This is a genomic window from Mycetohabitans sp. B2 (assembly GCF_021733735.1).
Lineage (GTDB): Bacteria > Pseudomonadota > Gammaproteobacteria > Burkholderiales > Burkholderiaceae > Mycetohabitans > Mycetohabitans rhizoxinica.
This window is the reverse complement of the sequence record NZ_JAHKSP010000049.1, coordinates 1-16,496: the sequence shown is the minus strand read 5'-3', so window position 1 is coordinate 16,496 and position 16,496 is coordinate 1. Positions and strand designations below refer to the sequence as shown.

The 16,496-nt window shown below is 57.7% G+C and carries 12 protein-coding genes and 1 pseudogene; 7 read left to right on the top strand and 6 right to left on the bottom strand.

Features of this window, described 5'->3' with window-relative positions:
- Nucleotides 1–61 precede the first annotated feature (61 nt).
- From KPG66_RS12435 to KPG66_RS12420, 4 genes and pseudogenes are all read left to right on the top strand, one after another.
- A complete protein-coding gene (locus tag KPG66_RS12435) occupies nucleotides 62–3,010 on the top strand; it encodes an RHS repeat-associated core domain-containing protein (protein ID WP_237071041.1) in 2,949 nt (982 codons plus the stop codon).
- A gap of 52 nt (nucleotides 3,011–3,062) precedes the next feature.
- Nucleotides 3,063–6,053: an RHS repeat-associated core domain-containing protein gene (locus tag KPG66_RS12430; protein ID WP_237071040.1), complete on the top strand. Its 2,991-nt coding sequence runs from the start codon at nucleotides 3,063–3,065 to the stop codon at nucleotides 6,051–6,053.
- 446 nt (nucleotides 6,054–6,499) lie between these two features.
- The gene (gene ahpC, locus KPG66_RS12425; protein ID WP_237071039.1) at nucleotides 6,500–7,063 is read left to right on the top strand and encodes an alkyl hydroperoxide reductase subunit C; all 564 of its coding nucleotides are present in this window, start codon (nucleotides 6,500–6,502) and stop codon (nucleotides 7,061–7,063) included.
- A gap of 77 nt (nucleotides 7,064–7,140) precedes the next feature.
- Nucleotides 7,141–7,584, top strand: a pseudogene (locus tag KPG66_RS12420) (alkyl hydroperoxide reductase subunit F); the annotation flags it as partial.
- On the opposite strand, the gene KPG66_RS17760 reads toward KPG66_RS12420, so the two are convergent.
- Nucleotides 7,556–7,795 (bottom strand): hypothetical protein, encoded by a 240-nt coding sequence (locus KPG66_RS17760; protein ID WP_336886358.1) that lies wholly within the window; start codon nucleotides 7,793–7,795, stop codon nucleotides 7,556–7,558. The pseudogene KPG66_RS12420 and the gene KPG66_RS17760 overlap by 29 nt on opposite strands.
- Nucleotides 7,796–8,077: 282 nt before the next feature.
- Nucleotides 8,078–8,683 (bottom strand): hypothetical protein, encoded by a 606-nt coding sequence (locus tag KPG66_RS12415; RefSeq protein ID WP_232509382.1) that lies wholly within the window; start codon nucleotides 8,681–8,683, stop codon nucleotides 8,078–8,080.
- 1,153 nt (nucleotides 8,684–9,836) lie between these two features.
- Here KPG66_RS12415 and KPG66_RS12410 point away from each other — a divergent pair.
- From KPG66_RS12410 to KPG66_RS12400, 3 genes are all read left to right on the top strand, one after another.
- Nucleotides 9,837–10,034 (top strand): hypothetical protein, encoded by a 198-nt coding sequence (locus KPG66_RS12410; RefSeq protein WP_237071038.1) that lies wholly within the window; start codon nucleotides 9,837–9,839, stop codon nucleotides 10,032–10,034.
- 158 nt (nucleotides 10,035–10,192) lie between these two features.
- The gene (locus KPG66_RS12405) at nucleotides 10,193–10,501 is read left to right on the top strand and encodes a DUF1488 domain-containing protein (protein WP_237071037.1); all 309 of its coding nucleotides are present in this window, start codon (nucleotides 10,193–10,195) and stop codon (nucleotides 10,499–10,501) included.
- Nucleotides 10,502–10,588: 87 nt separating this feature from the next.
- Entirely contained in the window at nucleotides 10,589–10,948 is a 360-nt protein-coding gene (locus KPG66_RS12400) for a DUF3564 domain-containing protein (protein WP_041755028.1), read from the top strand.
- 11 nt (nucleotides 10,949–10,959) lie between these two features.
- Here KPG66_RS12400 and KPG66_RS12395 read toward each other — a convergent pair whose 3' ends face one another.
- The 4 genes from KPG66_RS12395 to hpnI all read right to left on the bottom strand — a co-directional run bounded on the left by KPG66_RS12395 (nucleotide 10,960) and on the right by hpnI (nucleotide 15,605).
- On the bottom strand, nucleotides 10,960–12,021 hold the full coding sequence (locus KPG66_RS12395) for a lysylphosphatidylglycerol synthase domain-containing protein (RefSeq protein ID WP_013428741.1): 1,062 nt from the start codon (nucleotides 12,019–12,021) through the stop codon (nucleotides 10,960–10,962).
- Nucleotides 12,018–12,875 carry a hopanoid biosynthesis-associated protein HpnK gene (gene hpnK / locus KPG66_RS12390; protein ID WP_013428742.1) on the bottom strand — a complete coding sequence of 286 codons (858 nt, stop codon included), beginning with the start codon at nucleotides 12,873–12,875 and terminating at the stop codon, nucleotides 12,018–12,020. The genes KPG66_RS12395 and hpnK overlap by 4 nt, the downstream gene beginning before the upstream one ends.
- Complete coding sequence (hpnJ, locus tag KPG66_RS12385; RefSeq protein ID WP_237071036.1) at nucleotides 12,872–14,293, bottom strand: hopanoid biosynthesis associated radical SAM protein HpnJ; 1,422 nt, start codon at nucleotides 14,291–14,293, stop codon at nucleotides 12,872–12,874. The genes hpnK and hpnJ overlap by 4 nt, the downstream gene beginning before the upstream one ends.
- Nucleotides 14,294–14,378: 85 nt before the next feature.
- Nucleotides 14,379–15,605, bottom strand: a complete 1,227-nt coding sequence (gene hpnI, locus KPG66_RS12380; protein ID WP_237071035.1) for a bacteriohopanetetrol glucosamine biosynthesis glycosyltransferase HpnI — start codon at nucleotides 15,603–15,605, stop codon at nucleotides 14,379–14,381.
- Between the last annotated feature and the right edge of the window lie 891 nt (nucleotides 15,606–16,496).

The following is a 16,496-nucleotide window of genomic DNA, read 5'->3' as shown; positions in this document are numbered from 1 at the left end:
TGACCGGCAAATCGTCTACTGGACTGATACCCAAATTGCTAATAGAAATCAATAAACCGCCATGACAAACTTGAACAATCCTGCGTTTGGCACGCCCACGTTGGTGGTAACGGACAATCGTGCGCTGCCTGTACGCACACTGTATTACAACCGCAGCACGGCGACGGATCCGCTCGATGAACGTATCGAACGCACTGTGTTTGGCCCCGCTGGCTTTGCAGTGAGCCGTATCGATCCCCGGCTGTTTGCTACAGGCCTTGCGCCCAACTTTGAGTCCGTGCACGCGCTGAGCGGCCGCGTGTTGCGCACGGCAAGCGTTGATGCAGGCACCACCCTCAGCCTCCATGATGTGGAAGATCGTGTCTACTGGCAGCATGATGCTTGCGGCACTGTAACCACCCGGAACTATGATCCACTCGGCCGTGTGCTGACCGTCCAAGAGCAAGCTGTCAGCGAAGCGGCGCCTGCAACGCGTGATGCTTTCTTTTATGGCGAGGCCGAGGTGCATCCCGAAGACAATAATCTGCGCGGCCAGTGTGTCCGCCACTACGATACAGTCGGTCGGCTGAGCTCTGCCTCGTTCTCTCTAGCCGGCCAAGCATTGTGCCAATCGCGTCAGTTACTCGCCAATGCCGAACATGATGCCGATTGGGCCGGCCAAGACGAACAAGCATGGCAGGATTTGCTTGATGCGTCCGTCTATATGACCCGTTGGGACTATGATGCGGTGGATCAGTGGCTGACACAGACCGACGCGGCCGGCCATCAGCAGCATCGGTGCTACGATGTTGCCGGGAGGCTTACCAAACACAGCCTGATGTTAGCCGGCGGGGCCAATCAGACCCTGTTGAGCGCGATCAACTACAATGCAGCGGGGCAGGTGCTAAGCGAGCAAGCGGGTAACGGCATGCTCACTGCTTACGAATACGAGCCGCAAACTCAGCGGCGCGTGCGGATTGCCACGGCCCGTCTGGCTCAGAATAGTCGTGCCACGCTACTGCAGGACCTGCGTTATACCTACGACCCAGTGGGCAACGTGCTCAATGTGTGCGACAACGCACAATCCTCCTCTTTTTGGCGTAACCAGAAAGTCGAGCCACAGCAGACTTACACCTACGACGCGCTCTATCAGCTCGTGAGCGCAACCGGCCGTGAAACCGCCAGCCGGGGCCAACAAGGTACGCAATTACCCAGCGCGCTGGTTCCGCTGGTCACCGACGACAGTATCTACACTGGCTACACCCGTCACTATAGGTATGATCGTGCGGGCAACTTAACACAAATTGGCCACAGCGCGCCCGCCACGAGCAATAGCTACACAGTCGACATCACGGTGTCCAACCGCAGTAACCGAGCGGTACTGGCACGGCATGGATTAACACCCGATCAGGTCGATACACTATTCGATGTCGCCGGCCATCAGTGCACGCTTATGCCGGGGCAAGCGCTGGATTGGAATCATCGTGGCGCGTTGTGTCAAGTCACACCGGTCCGCCGGGACAGCGGTCAAGATGACCGGGAATGGTATCGCTACGACAGTGGCGGCATGCGTGTGCTAAAAGTCAATGAGCAGCAAAGCGCAAACACCATACAAGTGCGCCGAGTACTGTACTTGCCGGGATTGGAATGCCGTACGACTTATACTGGGGGCACAGAAACGGAAAATGTGCAGCTTATCCGTCTACAAGTCACGGGGCAGCTCTCGGTGCGCGTGATGCATTGGACAACGGCGCCGCCGTCGGGAATGACCAACAATCAAGTACGCTACAGCGTTGACGATCTGATCGGCAGCAGTGTGCTAGAACTCGATGCGGCCGGCGAGTTATGCAGCCGGGAAGAATACTACCCATTTGGTGGCACCGCGGTGTGGACCGCACGTAGTGCAGTCGAAGCGGACTACAAGAGCGTGCGCTATTCGAATAAGGAGCGTGATGCCACTGGCCTATATTATTACGGATACCGCTACTACCAACCTTGGGTGGCCCGCTGGCTCAGTGTCGATCCGGCCGGTACGATAGATGGGCTCAATCTTTATCGGATGGTTAGAAATAATCCTGTTGGATTGTCCGACCCCAACGGCCGCGCGCCAGTCAATAGAAATAGCAATATGCCTGGCGACACCAGAATATCGGATATTGCCATGCTAGGTTCCCACGATGCAGGAACGTATAAGTATAATGATGGACTAACCTCCATAGGATCCTGGTTAAAAGGCCTTTTTAGAACTCAAGAGTTGAGCCTCGTCGAGCAAGCCCAGGCTGGTGTTCAGTATTTTGATATCCGGCCTGCCACTAAATCTTTTTCCAGATATCAGTATGCATTCTTTCATGGCCTGAGCAATACCCCGGGCGATGCACTCTCTGAAATCTACGCACTCCTTGACCATGCAGCACAAGACTCAGGATCTTTGTATATATTGAAATTTCATTTCAAAGAAGAGGATGCTGTAGACGCTAAAAATGTCTTTCTCTCGCGAGTGACGGACAGATATGCTGATAGGCTTATTACGCCTGCCCATTTTAGCAATAGAACCCTGGGGGATGTCACGGTTGGTGAATCTGTACACACTGGAAGGAATATCGCCGTGTTGACTAAAGAAGCGCAAGGCGTGCATGAGAATATTAAAGATTTTGTTTGGGATTATAGCTCGAGTGTGCACACGAAGTGGGGAAATACTCTCAGTGGCAAATCAATGGCTTCTCATATTGCGAATTTTGGTCAAACAGCACCCAATGGAAAAATTGTTATAACACAAACCAATATGCCAGGAATTAGCATCAAAAAGCCACCTTTTATTTCTAGGGGGCTTAAGCATCTGGCATCGAAAAATCATGGAATTGTGGCGAATGCAGTCGAAAGCCTCGTGACTTCAGGCAATAATCCTGGGATTATTTCTATCGATTTTGTCGGCAGTGCCTCTTCATCATCTACAGAAAGATATAATTTTTTAGCTGAGGTTCGCAACGGAGTTATCGCGAATCGATATAGCGGCCGAAGATCTTCAATATAAATCTGATATTCTATTTCAGGAATGCGAAGATATACTTTATACGGTCCACACTATGAATAAGACGCTATATAATGGCACGCCAACGATCACTGTCGCCAACAATCGGGGCTTAACCGTTCGCACACTCCAATACAACCGTACTACGGTGGGCAGCGACATGGATGAGCGCATTACAACCGTTGTATATAGTATGGCGGGATTTGTGCTTAACCGAACTGATCCACGCTTAGGAAGCCAGCCGTCCAGCATGCACGACGTGCCACTCAACAACGTTCACTACCACTCTGATTTGGCTGGTCGGGCGCTACGTACCGATAGCGTTGACGCTGGAACACACTGGAGACTCTTTGATGTTAATGGACAGCCGGTTTGGCAGCGTGATGCACGCGGCACAGTAACGTGTAGCCAGTACGATAAGCTGAGCCGGCTCACGCAAATCACCGAGCAGCCAGTTAGCCAGACAGCGCCGGTTGGACTAACCATTCTGACCTATGGCGACAACGACAGCACATTAACCCGGGAAGATGCGCAATCAGCTAATCTGTGCGGTGTAATGAACAAACAGCTCGATACTGCCGGACAGTTGACAACGTCAGCGATGACACTGACCGGCCAGCCGCAAACTCAGACCCGCCAACTGCTGTTGCACGCGGAAAAGGATCCCGACTGGAGTCAGCCCACCTCTGGCCAACTGGATAATACGCACTGCTACACGACGTGCTGGACCTATAACGCGATGGGAATGCCGCTGACCCAAACCGATGCGGCGGGTAATGTGCAGCAAACAGCGTACGATGTCGCCGGCCGGCAGGCCTCGGTTAGCCTAAGACCAGTGAACAGCACCGCTCAAACGCTACTAGCATCCATTGACTACAATGCCGCGGGTCAGGTGCAGAAGGAAACCGCTGGCAATGCTGTGACGACCACCTATGGCTATGAACCGCAAAGCCAGCGGCTGATCAGCATTGTCGCGCAGCGCTCGTGTATCAATCGCCAAGGCCAGCCGCGTGAGGCATGTTTGCAAGCGATCCGCTACACGTATGATCCTGTTGGCAACATCATTGGTAGCGAGGAAGCTACGCAGCCGGTCAGCTACTATCGTAACCAACAAATCAACGCCTTCAACACCTATCGCTACGATGCGCTCTATCAACTGATTCAAGTGAGCGGTCGCGAAAATGCCAATGCAGGTAGCCAAGTACCCGCGGTATTACAGCCGATCGTTCCATTACCGCAGGATGATTCATTGCTGACAAACTACACACGGCAGTATCACTATGATCGGGGCGGCAACCTGACGCAAATCCAGCACCAGGGCGCAAGTACTTATACACGCTCAATCGTGGTGTCGGACACAAGTAATCATGCGGTCATGCAGAATCAGGCAGGCAGCCTGAAACCAGCGGATATCGATGGGCGGTACTTTGATGCGTGTGGCAACAGCCTGCAATTGCAACCGGACTCCATGCAGCCACTGATGTGGAATGGACGCAACCAGCTGTATCAAGTTGTGCTGCTTGAGCGCGACACACCGGCACTCAACGACCGGGAAGTGTATCAATATGATGCACGTGGCATACGGGTACGGAAGACGACGATTTTTTACGCGGATGAAAAGCAAAATCAAAAGCGTACCACGGTCATTTATCTGCCCGGGTTGGAAATCAGAAAAAGCGAAATCATCACGTTAGACGATGAGGCCGCCCCTAAAGTCACGGAGGACTTAAAAGTTATCCATACAGGAAACATCGGGCGTACCCAAGTTCGCATCCTGCATTGGGATAAGGGCCAACCGGCAGAAATCCACAATGACCAGTTGCGTTACAGCCTGGACGATGCAAATGGATCGGTGACGCTCGAGTTGGACAGCGCAGCTAATGTGCTGACGCGGGAAGAATACTATCCGTTTGGGGGCACCTCTGTTTCAAGTGCTAAGAATCAGAGTGAAGCCAAATACAAGTTCATCCACTATTCCGGCAAGGAACGCGATTTGACCGGTCTATATAACTACGGTTACCGTTATTACATGTCGTGGCTTGGAAGATGGCTCAACCCCGATCCGATTGGTACAGTGGGTGGCCTCAACCTCTATCGAATGGTAGAAAACAACCCGATCGTGCTAACCGATAAAAGCGGCTTGATGCCTATATATAGTGTTGCGAATCGAGTGCAGTCAGGTCACACAACACCGCTATTGAACAAAGGGATCATTAACTTGGCAAGCGAGAGCGAAGCTCGCATACCTTTCCAGTTCTTACGCCGTGAAAGTACGATTCCAGGCAGGGCGAAACCTGAGTCCTTCGGTCCCACCCAAATATTAAGCGCCACGGAACAGCAAAAAAGAGAAGTACTCGGTGTTGGGAATGGAAGCCAAATTACATCGTATGATTCCAATGCTGGCATTACACAAGGTTCTTATTGGGGGCCTAATAAATTAAAATTTAATACTGAAGTGATTTCAATCGCCAATGCCACTGCAGGAACAGCTGCGATAAGAATTGATTTTAGCCAAATTGAAAATGGCCATCCTATCCTTGTTTCCAGCGGAGGGTTAAGCGGATGCACCATGATGTTTTCCGTTCAAGAACGTGCATTTTATGCTTATCATGCTGGCATATCCACACCTAGCGAAGATTGGAAAACATCAATACAGGGTGTGGAGTCGATTTTAATGTCATCAGAAGATTTTAAATATTCCATCAAGGAGTGGCAAAAACCGGAATCCGACATTGAACCGTTTGACAATAATTTACTTTCTGATTTTGCCGACGCACACAAATCAAGTTTAATTGTATACAATGGAAAGCCTGGCTCAGAAGTGGAGCGAATCGGGTCAAATAGTCATGGCAAATTTAATTATTATGACACCGGAATGACATACGGACAAGGACTTGCCCTTCTAAGCTATAAACGAGGCCATGTGTTGGTGAAGATGTTAGGAGAAGTTGGCTCACTTAGCTTGCACAAGAACACTGGACAACACCTAACATATAAATTTAAAGCCAAAAGGTCGATGATAGTTAAGGAAGCTTACTCCGAATAGTCAGTCCTAAACAATTCATTTTTACTCTGCGGCGTCATACGGTAGATATCGTCCTTATGCTGCGATCAAGTAGGGCGGCCAGAATTAGAACGTAAAGAAGCGGCGGCTTTCTGAGGCTCGTACACGAATTATAGCCGGCGTCGCACAGCATAGATCGTATCACCCAGCGCCGCCTTAAGCCAATTGCGAACCGCTGCGGCATGTGTAGCCCACAAGCGCATGGCTCCGGCAGCGCCTGGTCGATGCCTTCGTCGCGCCGCTGCCCGCGACAGGAGGCAGCCCAAGCATTGCGCGGCAAGGTGATCCCGCAGTGGGCAACGTGACATTCGTGTCCGCCATTGCATAGGAAATGTAAATTGGATCCATAAATCCAATCAAATTTACCTAATATCATACCAACGACATACTAGCGTCCTGGATCAAAGCCCTACAATCAGGAAGACCGAATGTCGATCATCAACAGCCGGATCAAGCCGTTCAACGCGACCGCTTATCGCAACGGTCAATTCGTACCGGTCAGCAACCAGACGCTTAAGGACAAGTGGTCGGTGATCGTCTTCTACCCGGCCGATTTCACCTTCGTCTGCCCGACCGAGCTTGGCGATCTAGCGGACCGGTACGCTGAGTTCCAGCAACTCGGTGTCGAGATCTACAATGTATCAACCGACACGCATTTCACACATAAAGCGTGGCACGACACGTCAGACACGATCGGCAAAATCGCCTACCCCATGATCGGCGACCCGACGCAAGCGATCTCGCGTCACTTCGACGTGCTCGTCGAAGAGGAAGGCATGGCGCTGCGGGGCACATTCGTCGTCAATCCGGCAGGCGAGATCAAGTTATGCGAAATCCATGACAATGGCATCGGCCGCGACGCCGGTGAATTGTTGCGCAAGGTGCAAGCGGCCCAGTATGTCGCTGCGCATCCAAGCGAAGTCTGCGCTGCGAAATGGTCCCCCGGCGCGCAAACGCTCAAGCCGTCGCTGGACCTGATCGGAAAGATCTGACGCAAGGCGTCGCATGACGCGCGACGCCGTCACCCCGAAGGCGCCGCGCCCCCCAATCGTACCCAACTGGCACTGACATGCTCGACACAACCCTGAAGCATCAACTCAAAGCGTACCTGGAAAAGGTTAGTCGGCCAATCGACATCGTCGCATCGGTCGACGACAGCGACAAGTCGCGCGAACTGCTCGCGTCGCTCGACGATATTGCGTCGCTGTCCGACCACATCCGTGTCAACGTGCGGCGCGACGAGGAACCGCGCAAGCCGTCGTTCTCGATTGGCGAGCCGGGCAAGCTCAACGGCATCCGCTTTGCGGGCGTCCCGCTCGGCCACGAGTTCACGTCGCTGGTACTTGCGCTGCTGCAGACCGGCGGACACCCATTGAAGCTCGACGATGCACTGATTCAGCAGATCCGTGAATTGGACGGAGACTACCGGTTTGAAACGTATTTTTCGCTGTCCTGCCAAAACTGCCCGGAAGTCGTGCAAGCGCTCAACTTGATGGCAGCCCGCCATGCACGCCGCCGGATACGGCTTCGTGCTCGATCCGGTGGTGACCAATGCGAAGCTGCTCGCGTACGCGACCTCTTCGCGCGCACGCTAAGGTAGCCGACCATTCGCCCAGTCCGATGACCGGCGTGACGCTGTCCAGCACCCAGTCATCGTCGCCGTTCTTGCAACGGCTCTTAACCAGACCGCTCCATTGACAGCCACGCTCAAGCATGCGCCACATGTCACCAAACGCCTCCGAAGTCATGTCAGGATGCCGGATGATGTGGTGTGGCTGGCCGATAGATTGTTGGAGGTCAGGTCACCGATCCTTCACAAAAATTGACGGCTTGGATATCCAACTGGCGGATGCCGATGTGGGGCCGGCCGTGGCCATCTGCAACCATGGATGCCGCACCGGGCCGGCCCGTCTGCGGCATCCGGAACATGGCCAACCAGCAGCGTGCGGCGCCACGGGAGCGTAGCCGGACATATTGGTCACCTATGACGTCCGCGATGGTCCACGTCAATCGCGCGGTGTCGGCGACGGCAGTGTTTCGAAGTCCCAAGCGATACTGGCATACGCACGTGCGGCCCGCTGGGGATCCGACGACCGTCGAGCATCGTCGAAATCATGCGCCGGTCCGACTGTCATCGACGCCACGCCATTGATTAGAGAGCCAACACAATTTACCACAGCAAGGTACGTCTCACCCGATTTGAAATGTTCAATGGCATCGCGTCCGAATACCCTGCTTTCGACCAGATGCGCCCCCGTATGGGTTTGCGTACCAGAGCGCAACCCTTCCATATTCGCAATAACCCCATCATGCGCGCGATCCGATATGCCGATGTTCTGTTTCTCCAATAGGCCACTGATTTGTTGCACCACGGGGGGATAATACTTCGCTTCAGGATGCTGGGCAAAACAGGCGGCCTGGCTCGTCACATTTCTGCGCCTTGCCATCGACGTGCGGCATGCGAGCGCAGGCAGTTCAGCCAGCACGCCCTCTGGCTTTGAACCGGCACGTGCCTGCCGCTGTCCCGCGACTTCACTACCTGTATTCAGCTCATTGTGAAACGACAAGGAATCCACCTGCGCCGAGCCTGGACTGATCGTATTGACTTGCATGGGGAGCCTCACTAATTGAACTGTCAAATAAAGGCATCTGACTTGGCGGAAATGCAACGCGCATCTATTTAACACCCTCAGTCAGTGCCCAATCAGGTTAGGTCCGCACACGTAAATTAATAGCCAGGATGGCGATCTAAGCGCTGTCTTCGCGAAGTCTCGGCAAGACTATGATTATTAATTAGATACCCTAATTAACATACTACTAATAGTTGTCAAGACAACGATACAGAAGACGCGACCAATAGTCCTGCGGCACTGCGTCACAGGATGGCGACAGCGTATAATCGACTTCTTTGCGAGATAGGTTAGAGACCGCTCGAACGATGGGCCATATACGTGATCGCCTGGTCAGCACGCCCCCCTTGTGGTGAATCCGTATAAACGTCTTTTCGACCAGTGCGTCACCCGCCCTTAACGTTGCTCCGCTGCCAATGGATCGTTAACCGGCATCACCCATGCAGGAGACAGCATGCGCGGCATACCCGATATTGAGGTCATGTCATGGCAGCAAAGCGCCTACCGTCGATTCGCGTGATGGCCCACACCCTGCAGGTGCCCAAACCAACGATTGGGGACGCGTACGACCGGCTCGTCGCGCACGCACGATCACTGCTCCACGCGGATCCGGCTTCTACGTATCGTCGCGCGCCGCGCCGCTGTCGCTCATGGACATCGGCCCGCGCCTGGATCGTGCGATCGATCCGCTATGGATCGCGCGACAATCGCTTGAAACCAGTGCGAACATGTTGACACCCGGCTGCGGCTCGATGCCGCATCGACTGGATGCCCGAGGCCGGCGTGCGCCGCGCACTGCGGTCGCTGGCACGCGATGGATCGGGCCGGGATAGCTTGACCGGGTGCGCGTTGCACGCCACTCCCGAAAAACCTCACCTTTGTGGCGCCCGCCGCTGCGCCACATTGAAATCCTACACTCTTGTCCCGAATGCGCTCACCTCTGGGATGTGGGGCGCATGCCTGCGTCACGCTCGCGCGTCAGCGTGCCGCATCAGCGCAATCCGCCTGTTACAACTTCAGGCGTTTGCATACGGCCATGATGCCCACGCATGGTCGCCGTGGGCCGTTGCTCTACGCAAAGGCGCCGTCATTGCGCCGGCGCCCCGACGAACCCACAGGAGCATTCGAATGGAGCATGCCATGTCCAGCAATTCCGCACCTGCGCGCGCTCACGCTCGCCGCAGCTGTACCCGCCGCGCTGGCCGCGTGCGTGGTGGAGCCCACGCACCCGCCGCAACCAGCCCTCGTCGTCGAGGTGGTGCCAGGCGCTCCCGCGCCGGGATACCATTGGGCCAGGGGTCACTACCGGTGGGGCTACAACCATGGAAAATAGGTGCACAAACACTGGGCACCCGTTATTGATTTTCTTGCTTTTCGCGCGCCAGCAGCTACGATCATTCAAATAGGGGCCGGCAGAGCGCCCAGCCCCGGGTGATGCGCCGTCGCGCGGCCGTGCGCACCACCTCCATCCGCGCCACGTGGGAGCCTTTCATGGAGATCACTTTCGTCAATACCCCGCCGGAATTCCGCGGCTGGAATCTGACCGTGGGGTTCACCGCGAAGGTCGATGACCGACAAGTCGATTGCTCGATCTCGGCAGAAGCACTCGAGGACCATTTTGGTGCGCAGTCGCCTAATCCGGGCGACCTGTTGGCGGCGTTCGACCAGCACCGTTCGGCGATCGAGCATGCCGCGCGCAACGTGCTTCAAGTTTCGGATTCCAACGAGATCTTGTTGCGTAGCGGCTACTTGCGCTTCCAGCAATGCCGCAAAGCGGCACGCGCGATACAGCGTGGCTGAGGCCGCGCCCCTATCACGTCGGTTACGCTGGTTCGCCGGTCACGGTTGAGATCAGATGGTGTCCCCGCCAATCGCGAGGAGCACATGATGCACTTGACAATCCTAGTTAACGGTAGCGATCCGCAGGCTCGCGACGACTTCGCGGTATTGTGGCCTGATATTGATGAGCGTGTCTGGTCGCGTGAATTGCACAGTGGCATCGATCTGCCATCGCGGGGACGACGGCACGACGAGGACGACACAATGCTGCTGTGCAGCCCCGAGGAAAACGCCCCGCTGTGCACGCTGCACGGCTTGCGCTTTGGGCGCGGCGTGCGCGCCGCAATCGAACATGGCGCCGCGGCCTGGGTCAGCACCCGCAGCGGTGAGCCCGCGGACGGCCGCTGGCACCTGCAGGCGATCGAGCGCGACGTCAAACCGGCCGAGCACAGCGCATTGTGCCGCTAACACGGCTCGCGTCAGCGACGCCCCAACGGCACGGAAGCCGCGGCAGTACGGCGCGCCCGCAGTCGCAGGCGTCGCTGCACCCGCCAACGACGGCGCCATGGCTCGCCAATAGCCCGGTGTGCACGCCAGAACTCCGCAAGCTGCCATGACGCGAGCGCCAGGCCGCTGAACACGACCTCGCGCATGCGCTTGGTCACCGCCAGCGACATCGCGGTCGCCGCATCGACCCCCAACATCTGCGCCAGCACGAGCACCGCCGCCTCTTGCACACCGAGACCGGCCGGCACGATGAACGCCGCGTGGCGTACCGCCTGAGTCAGCGCCTCGATGGCCAGCGCCGCGCCGATCGATACAGGATGGCCAAGCAGTGCCAATGCCCAATACGTTTCCAGCGCGCCGATTATGTAGCCGGCCAGTTGCCAAGCGAACGCTGACGCCAACGTCGCCGCACGCGTGAGCATCGCGTTGATGCAGCGATCCAATGCAGCGCCATCGACGCCGGCCAGCAACCGGTGACCGGCCCCGAACAATCGTTTCGCGAAACGGTCGAGCTTGTCGAATAAGCCACCGCGTCGCAACAACACCGCGCACACGAACGGTATCGGCAACGACAACACAAGGCCGACGACAATCGGGGTCAACGAACCGCGGTGCGAAGCCTGCAGGAAGATCAGCACGATGCCCAGCGCCGAAAACACGTACTGGACCGCGATCGTGGTCAGCACCTCGACCACCACCGACGCGGCCACCAAGCTCGAATCGTTGACGCGCCACGCAGCCAGCCGGATACCGACCAGTTCACCGCCAATGCCCGCGGACGGCAGCATTCGAGACACGGCTTCACGTACGGTCGCCGCCCAGGTCAGGAACGGCAGCGACGCGCGCCGCTCCAACAGGATTCGCCATGCTTGCGCATCGAATGCAAGCGGCACGACGTGAAACGGCACCAGCCATAACAACGCAAATCCCGCCTGCGATAGCGGCTGCTTCACGTCATGCACACCCTCGTGCCACAGCAGCGCGACGAAGATCGCGATGCCCAAGGGCCAGCTCAGTGCGCGCAGCAGCTTCATGCGAGCGCCTCGCGATTCGCGCGGGGCCGGGCCGGCAGCACATCGCGAAAACCGCCGCGCCGCACGTTCGCCGCTGCCAGCGCCGCGGCAACACGCGGCGACAACAGTGCATCGAGTTCGTCCGCATGGCGGTAATCGCGCATCGACGACGTGATGGCCCCCTCGCCCGGCACGGCCGGATGCAGATAGATCTCGCCGACCCCGGGCGGCAGATGCGCGACAGCCGCGAGCAGCGCGGCCTCGTCCATCTGGCCACTGCGGGCCATGCCCACGACGTAGTCGTTGTGCGCAATCCCGGCACGCCGCAGCCGCGACTTGACCAGCGCAATCCACGGCCGCAGCAGCAACGGCGCGTCAACCTCTCGCGGCAGCCGCATCGCGTGCATGCCGTAGTCGCGACCGATTTCAACGATCAGCGACAAGACGGTCGGGTGCAGGTGGAAATGCTTGTGCGTATTGACGTGGTCTAGCGTCAAGCCGGTTGCAGCGAACGCATCGAACTGCGCGCGAATCTCGCGGGCCAGCTGCCGGCGCACAGGCGGCAGGAAAAAAAACCGAGCCCCATCACGAGCCATCGCATCGCCAAACCGGCCGCGTGCATCGACCAGGGACGCGATACGCTCACGCGGCAGCATCGCATTGCCGTCGGCCAGCACCAGATGCAAGCCGACACGCAGCGACGGCATCCGGCGCGCGCGCTCGAGCGCATCGCGCGCGGCTGGCGCGGCCACCATCAAGCTCGCCGCACTCAGAATGCCATCGCGATGCGCGCGCTCAACCGCCTCGTTCACGCGCGGATGCAGCCCGAAATCGTCGGCGGTGACGATCAATGCGCGAGCCGGCGACTGGGTCACGCCTCGTGGGCTCGCAGGAAGCGGAAGAACTCGACCCCTTCGCGCAGCCGGCGCTTCATCATTTCCCAGCTCGTCAGCATCTCCCGCACGATCTCCCAGATCTTTGACGGCCGGAAATAGAACCGCTTATAGAACTCCTCGAGGCCGTGATAGATGTCCTCGCGCGACAAGTGCGGGTAGCCGATCGCCGCCAACTGCACGCCCTCGTGGCTGACCAGGTTGATGACCTTGTTTTCCTCTAGCCAACCGTTCTCAACGGCCTGCTTATACAGCGTCGTCCCAGGATACGGCGCGGCCAGCGACACCTGGATCGTATGCGGATTGATTTCCTTCGCATACGCAATGGTTTTTTGAATCGTCTCGCGCGTTTCCCCGGGCAGGCCAAGGATGAACGTGCCGTGAATCTTGATGCCGAGCTTGCGGCAGTCTTCACTGAAACGGCGAGCGATATCCGTGCGCAATCCCTTCTTGATGTTCAGCAAGATCTGATCGTCGCCAGACTCGTAGCCGACTAGCAACAGCCGCAGGCCGTTCTCCTTCATGATCTTCAGCGTCGAATACGGCACGTTCGCCTTCGCATTGCACGACCATGTGACACCGAGCTTGCCGAGCCCGCGCGCGATTGCCTCCACGCGCGGCTTGAAGTCGGTGAACGTGTCGTCATCGAACATGATCTCCTTGACTTCAGGCATGTTGTCGCGGATCCACTTCACTTCTTCTAACACGTTCTCGACCGAGCGTACCCGATAGCGATGTCCACCGACCGTTTGCGGCCACAGGCAAAACGTGCAGCGCGAGCGGCAGCCACGGCCGGTATAGATCGACACGTACGGATGCTTCAAGTAGCCGATGAAATAGTTGTCGATCTTCAGGTCGCGCTTGTAGACAGGCGCCACGAACGGCAACGCGTCCATGTTCTCGATCATCGGCCGCGGCGGATTGTGCTCGATCGAGCCATCGGCCAGCCGATACGACAGGCCAGTGACGTCCTTCAATGGCCGGCCCTCGGCCACTTCCTTGCACGTATAGTCGAACTCCTCGCGGCCGACCCAGTCGATCGCCGCACTCGCGCCGAGCGAGCCATGCGGATCGACCGCCACTTTCGCGCCAACCATGCCGATCATCACCGACGGCTTGCGCTCCTTGAGCTTTTGCGCAAACAGCGCGTCGGTCGGGAACGACGGCGTGCTCGTGTGGATCACGACCAGATCGTAGCCTTGCGCGATATCAAGCGTCGCCTCGACCGATAGGCCGTCAGCCGGCGCGTCGAGCACGCGGCTGCCCGGCACCATCGCGGCGGGCTGCGCGAGCCATGTCGGGTACCAGAATGAACGTATTTCGCGCTTGGCCTGATATCGTGATCCGGCGCCGCCGTCAAAACCGTCAAACGACGGAGCCTGCAAGAAAAGGGTCTTCATTTAGTCGAATGCTCCGCAATGTGCGATGAACGCCGCACCCCGTTCCCCAAAAAGCCGTGACCTTGATCGGTCGGGACGCATACCGCTACAGCGACTCACGGTTGCGCGGCGGCAATGGCGTGCCGACCAGCGGCACGCGAGAGCCGCGCCAGTCTACGTGCGAGCCGACCGCAGCGGTTAGCCATTGGCCCAACAGCAACATGTCCCGCAATGGCACCAGTGGCAAATCGCGCAGGAAGGGGCGCACGGCGCGCGCGTCGTGGTCCCGATCCAACTCACCAGTGATGTCGATGCCACGCCAATGCAACACCAGTCGCGCGAGCAAGCCGATGCCGGCCAGCGCCGCGGCCACACCGCCCAACAACGTCTGGGACGCAGGCTGGGCCAGTGCGAGTGCCGCAGCCGCGATCAGCCATGGCGACGTGAACGTGACAAACAGGAAGCCGAAACCGAACGGATTGATCGAGCGGATCGTGCGCAACCAACGCGTTTCACGCCGCCACAGCGCACCGAAATGCGACTCCGCGACGTCGGTGGACACCGTGATGTCGGACAGTACTGTCGCCAGCCCGGTTTCGCGCGCGTGCTCGGCCAGCCAGTAATCGTCTGCGAGGCAGTTCTTCAACCGCTGGAAGCCGCCAATTGTATCAAGGGTCTGGCGCCGCAGCGCCAGCGTCGAGCCGAAACCAAAGCGGGTCGATCCGCCGGCATGCGCGACCCGCACCGACGGCGCGAACCAGTCGTTGACGAACATCGCGCCGAGCCGCGTCCACCACGGACCGACACCGTGCGCCCGGTACAGACACGTGACCACGCCCACAGCCGGATCGGCCAGCGGCGCACACACCGAGGCCAGGTAATGCGGCTGCACCGCGATATCGCTGTCGGCAAGGACAATCGTATCGTAGCGGGCACGTGTAGCCAGGTTAATCAGATTGCTGACCTTCAGATTGCTGCCATGCACATGCGGATCGACAACCAGTCGGATGTCGCATGTCGGATAAGCCGCTTGCAGCCGCTCGACGACCGCAATCGCCGGATCGTTCGGGGAGTGGACGCCGCAAAGCAATTCGAAGCACGGATGATCCTGCTCGCAGAATGTCGCGAGATTTTCAAACAGCCGCGGCTCTAGTCCACATAGCGGCTTGAGCACGCTGACCGGCGCAAGCGGCACGCCTGGCACATTCAGCTGTGCCGGATGCGGGGGGCGACGCCCGCGCAGCGATACCGCCGCGGCGATCACAGCATAAAACGCCGCCATGGCGGCGACGGTCACGATTAACCAGGACGCAAGATTTGCGGTTGCTGCCATCACACAATATGACGCATGCTACCTTGGCGACATGCGTCGTTTTCGTTTGTTGTGGCCAGTTCAAGCCGGGCCGGGACAACGCTAAAGTAATAAACCGAAAGTAATATGAAAGGCTATTTTCTTCCACAGCTCCCCGGTTGCACGCCCACGCACGTCCATTGGCGCGCCGGACTCAAAATCGAACCACGGATGATAACGACTCGATGTAATGGCAGCAACTGCATCTTGACAAAAAATCCCAACCGCGCACAAAACTACGCGAAGGACTCTCGTCATCCTGGTAGGCATGGTTTGGCGTGGTATCGAGCACCGTCAGCACCACCGCATCGCGCACCTTAAGGTGCGCAGCCAGGCACGCCTCGATCTCGCCCGGCTCAATGCGAAAGCCGCGGGTTTTGACCTGGCGTCAGGTCGCTGGCCAGCAGAGAGGGGAAACAAGGGGTCATCTTGCAGTGGCGAGAGCGCATAGATATCCTGGATCGGCCCTTCGCATCATCGCGGTGGGCGTCTTGACATTCGCCGATCATGTTGACCTGCGCGGCTCATGCGGCGCGGGCAGCGGCCAGTGACTCGGCCAGCTCACCGTTCGTGCCCGGCGCCATCGCAGGCATCGTGCACGGCGACCGAGTCGATCCGAGCGGCGATTGCCAGTCGCGTGTACTCCGCTGCGACGCCGGCGCGGCGATGTTTGGGTATTGTGCCGCGAGCGACGCCGTGTCGGGATTACGCGCCTTCAATCGCTGCTATGCGTCGTCGCCGCGGGCTAGGTTAGTTTGATACATATGGAACCAACAATAGTTCCGTGAGTTCAGCGATCTCATCGCGGGTGACCTGATCGAATCGGTTTCGCTCAAAGAAGGCCTTCATTTCAGTTTCTGCGCTCTCCCATTG

Excerpts from the sequence above, each read along its gene's own strand:
- KPG66_RS12410 (WP_237071038.1), top strand. The coding sequence starts at position 9,837 with ATGCCATGTCCAGCAATTCCGCACCTGCGCGCGCTCACGCTCGCCGCA.
- KPG66_RS12400 (WP_041755028.1), top strand. The coding sequence starts at position 10,589 with ATGCACTTGACAATCCTAGTTAACGGTAGCGATCCGCAGGCTCGCGAC.
- hpnI (WP_237071035.1), bottom strand. The coding sequence starts at position 15,605 with ATGGCAGCAACCGCAAATCTTGCGTCCTGGTTAATCGTGACCGTCGCC.
- KPG66_RS12405 (WP_237071037.1), top strand. The coding sequence starts at position 10,193 with ATGGAGATCACTTTCGTCAATACCCCGCCGGAATTCCGCGGCTGGAAT.
- KPG66_RS12395 (WP_013428741.1), bottom strand. The coding sequence starts at position 12,021 with ATGAAGCTGCTGCGCGCACTGAGCTGGCCCTTGGGCATCGCGATCTTC.
- ahpC (WP_237071039.1), top strand. The coding sequence starts at position 6,500 with ATGTCGATCATCAACAGCCGGATCAAGCCGTTCAACGCGACCGCTTAT.
- KPG66_RS12415 (WP_232509382.1), bottom strand. The coding sequence starts at position 8,683 with ATGCAAGTCAATACGATCAGTCCAGGCTCGGCGCAGGTGGATTCCTTG.
- KPG66_RS17760 (WP_336886358.1), bottom strand. The coding sequence starts at position 7,795 with ATGTGGCGCATGCTTGAGCGTGGCTGTCAATGGAGCGGTCTGGTTAAG.
- hpnJ (WP_237071036.1), bottom strand. The coding sequence starts at position 14,293 with ATGAAGACCCTTTTCTTGCAGGCTCCGTCGTTTGACGGTTTTGACGGC.
- KPG66_RS12435 (WP_237071041.1), top strand. The coding sequence starts at position 62 with ATGACAAACTTGAACAATCCTGCGTTTGGCACGCCCACGTTGGTGGTA.
- KPG66_RS12430 (WP_237071040.1), top strand. The coding sequence starts at position 3,063 with ATGAATAAGACGCTATATAATGGCACGCCAACGATCACTGTCGCCAAC.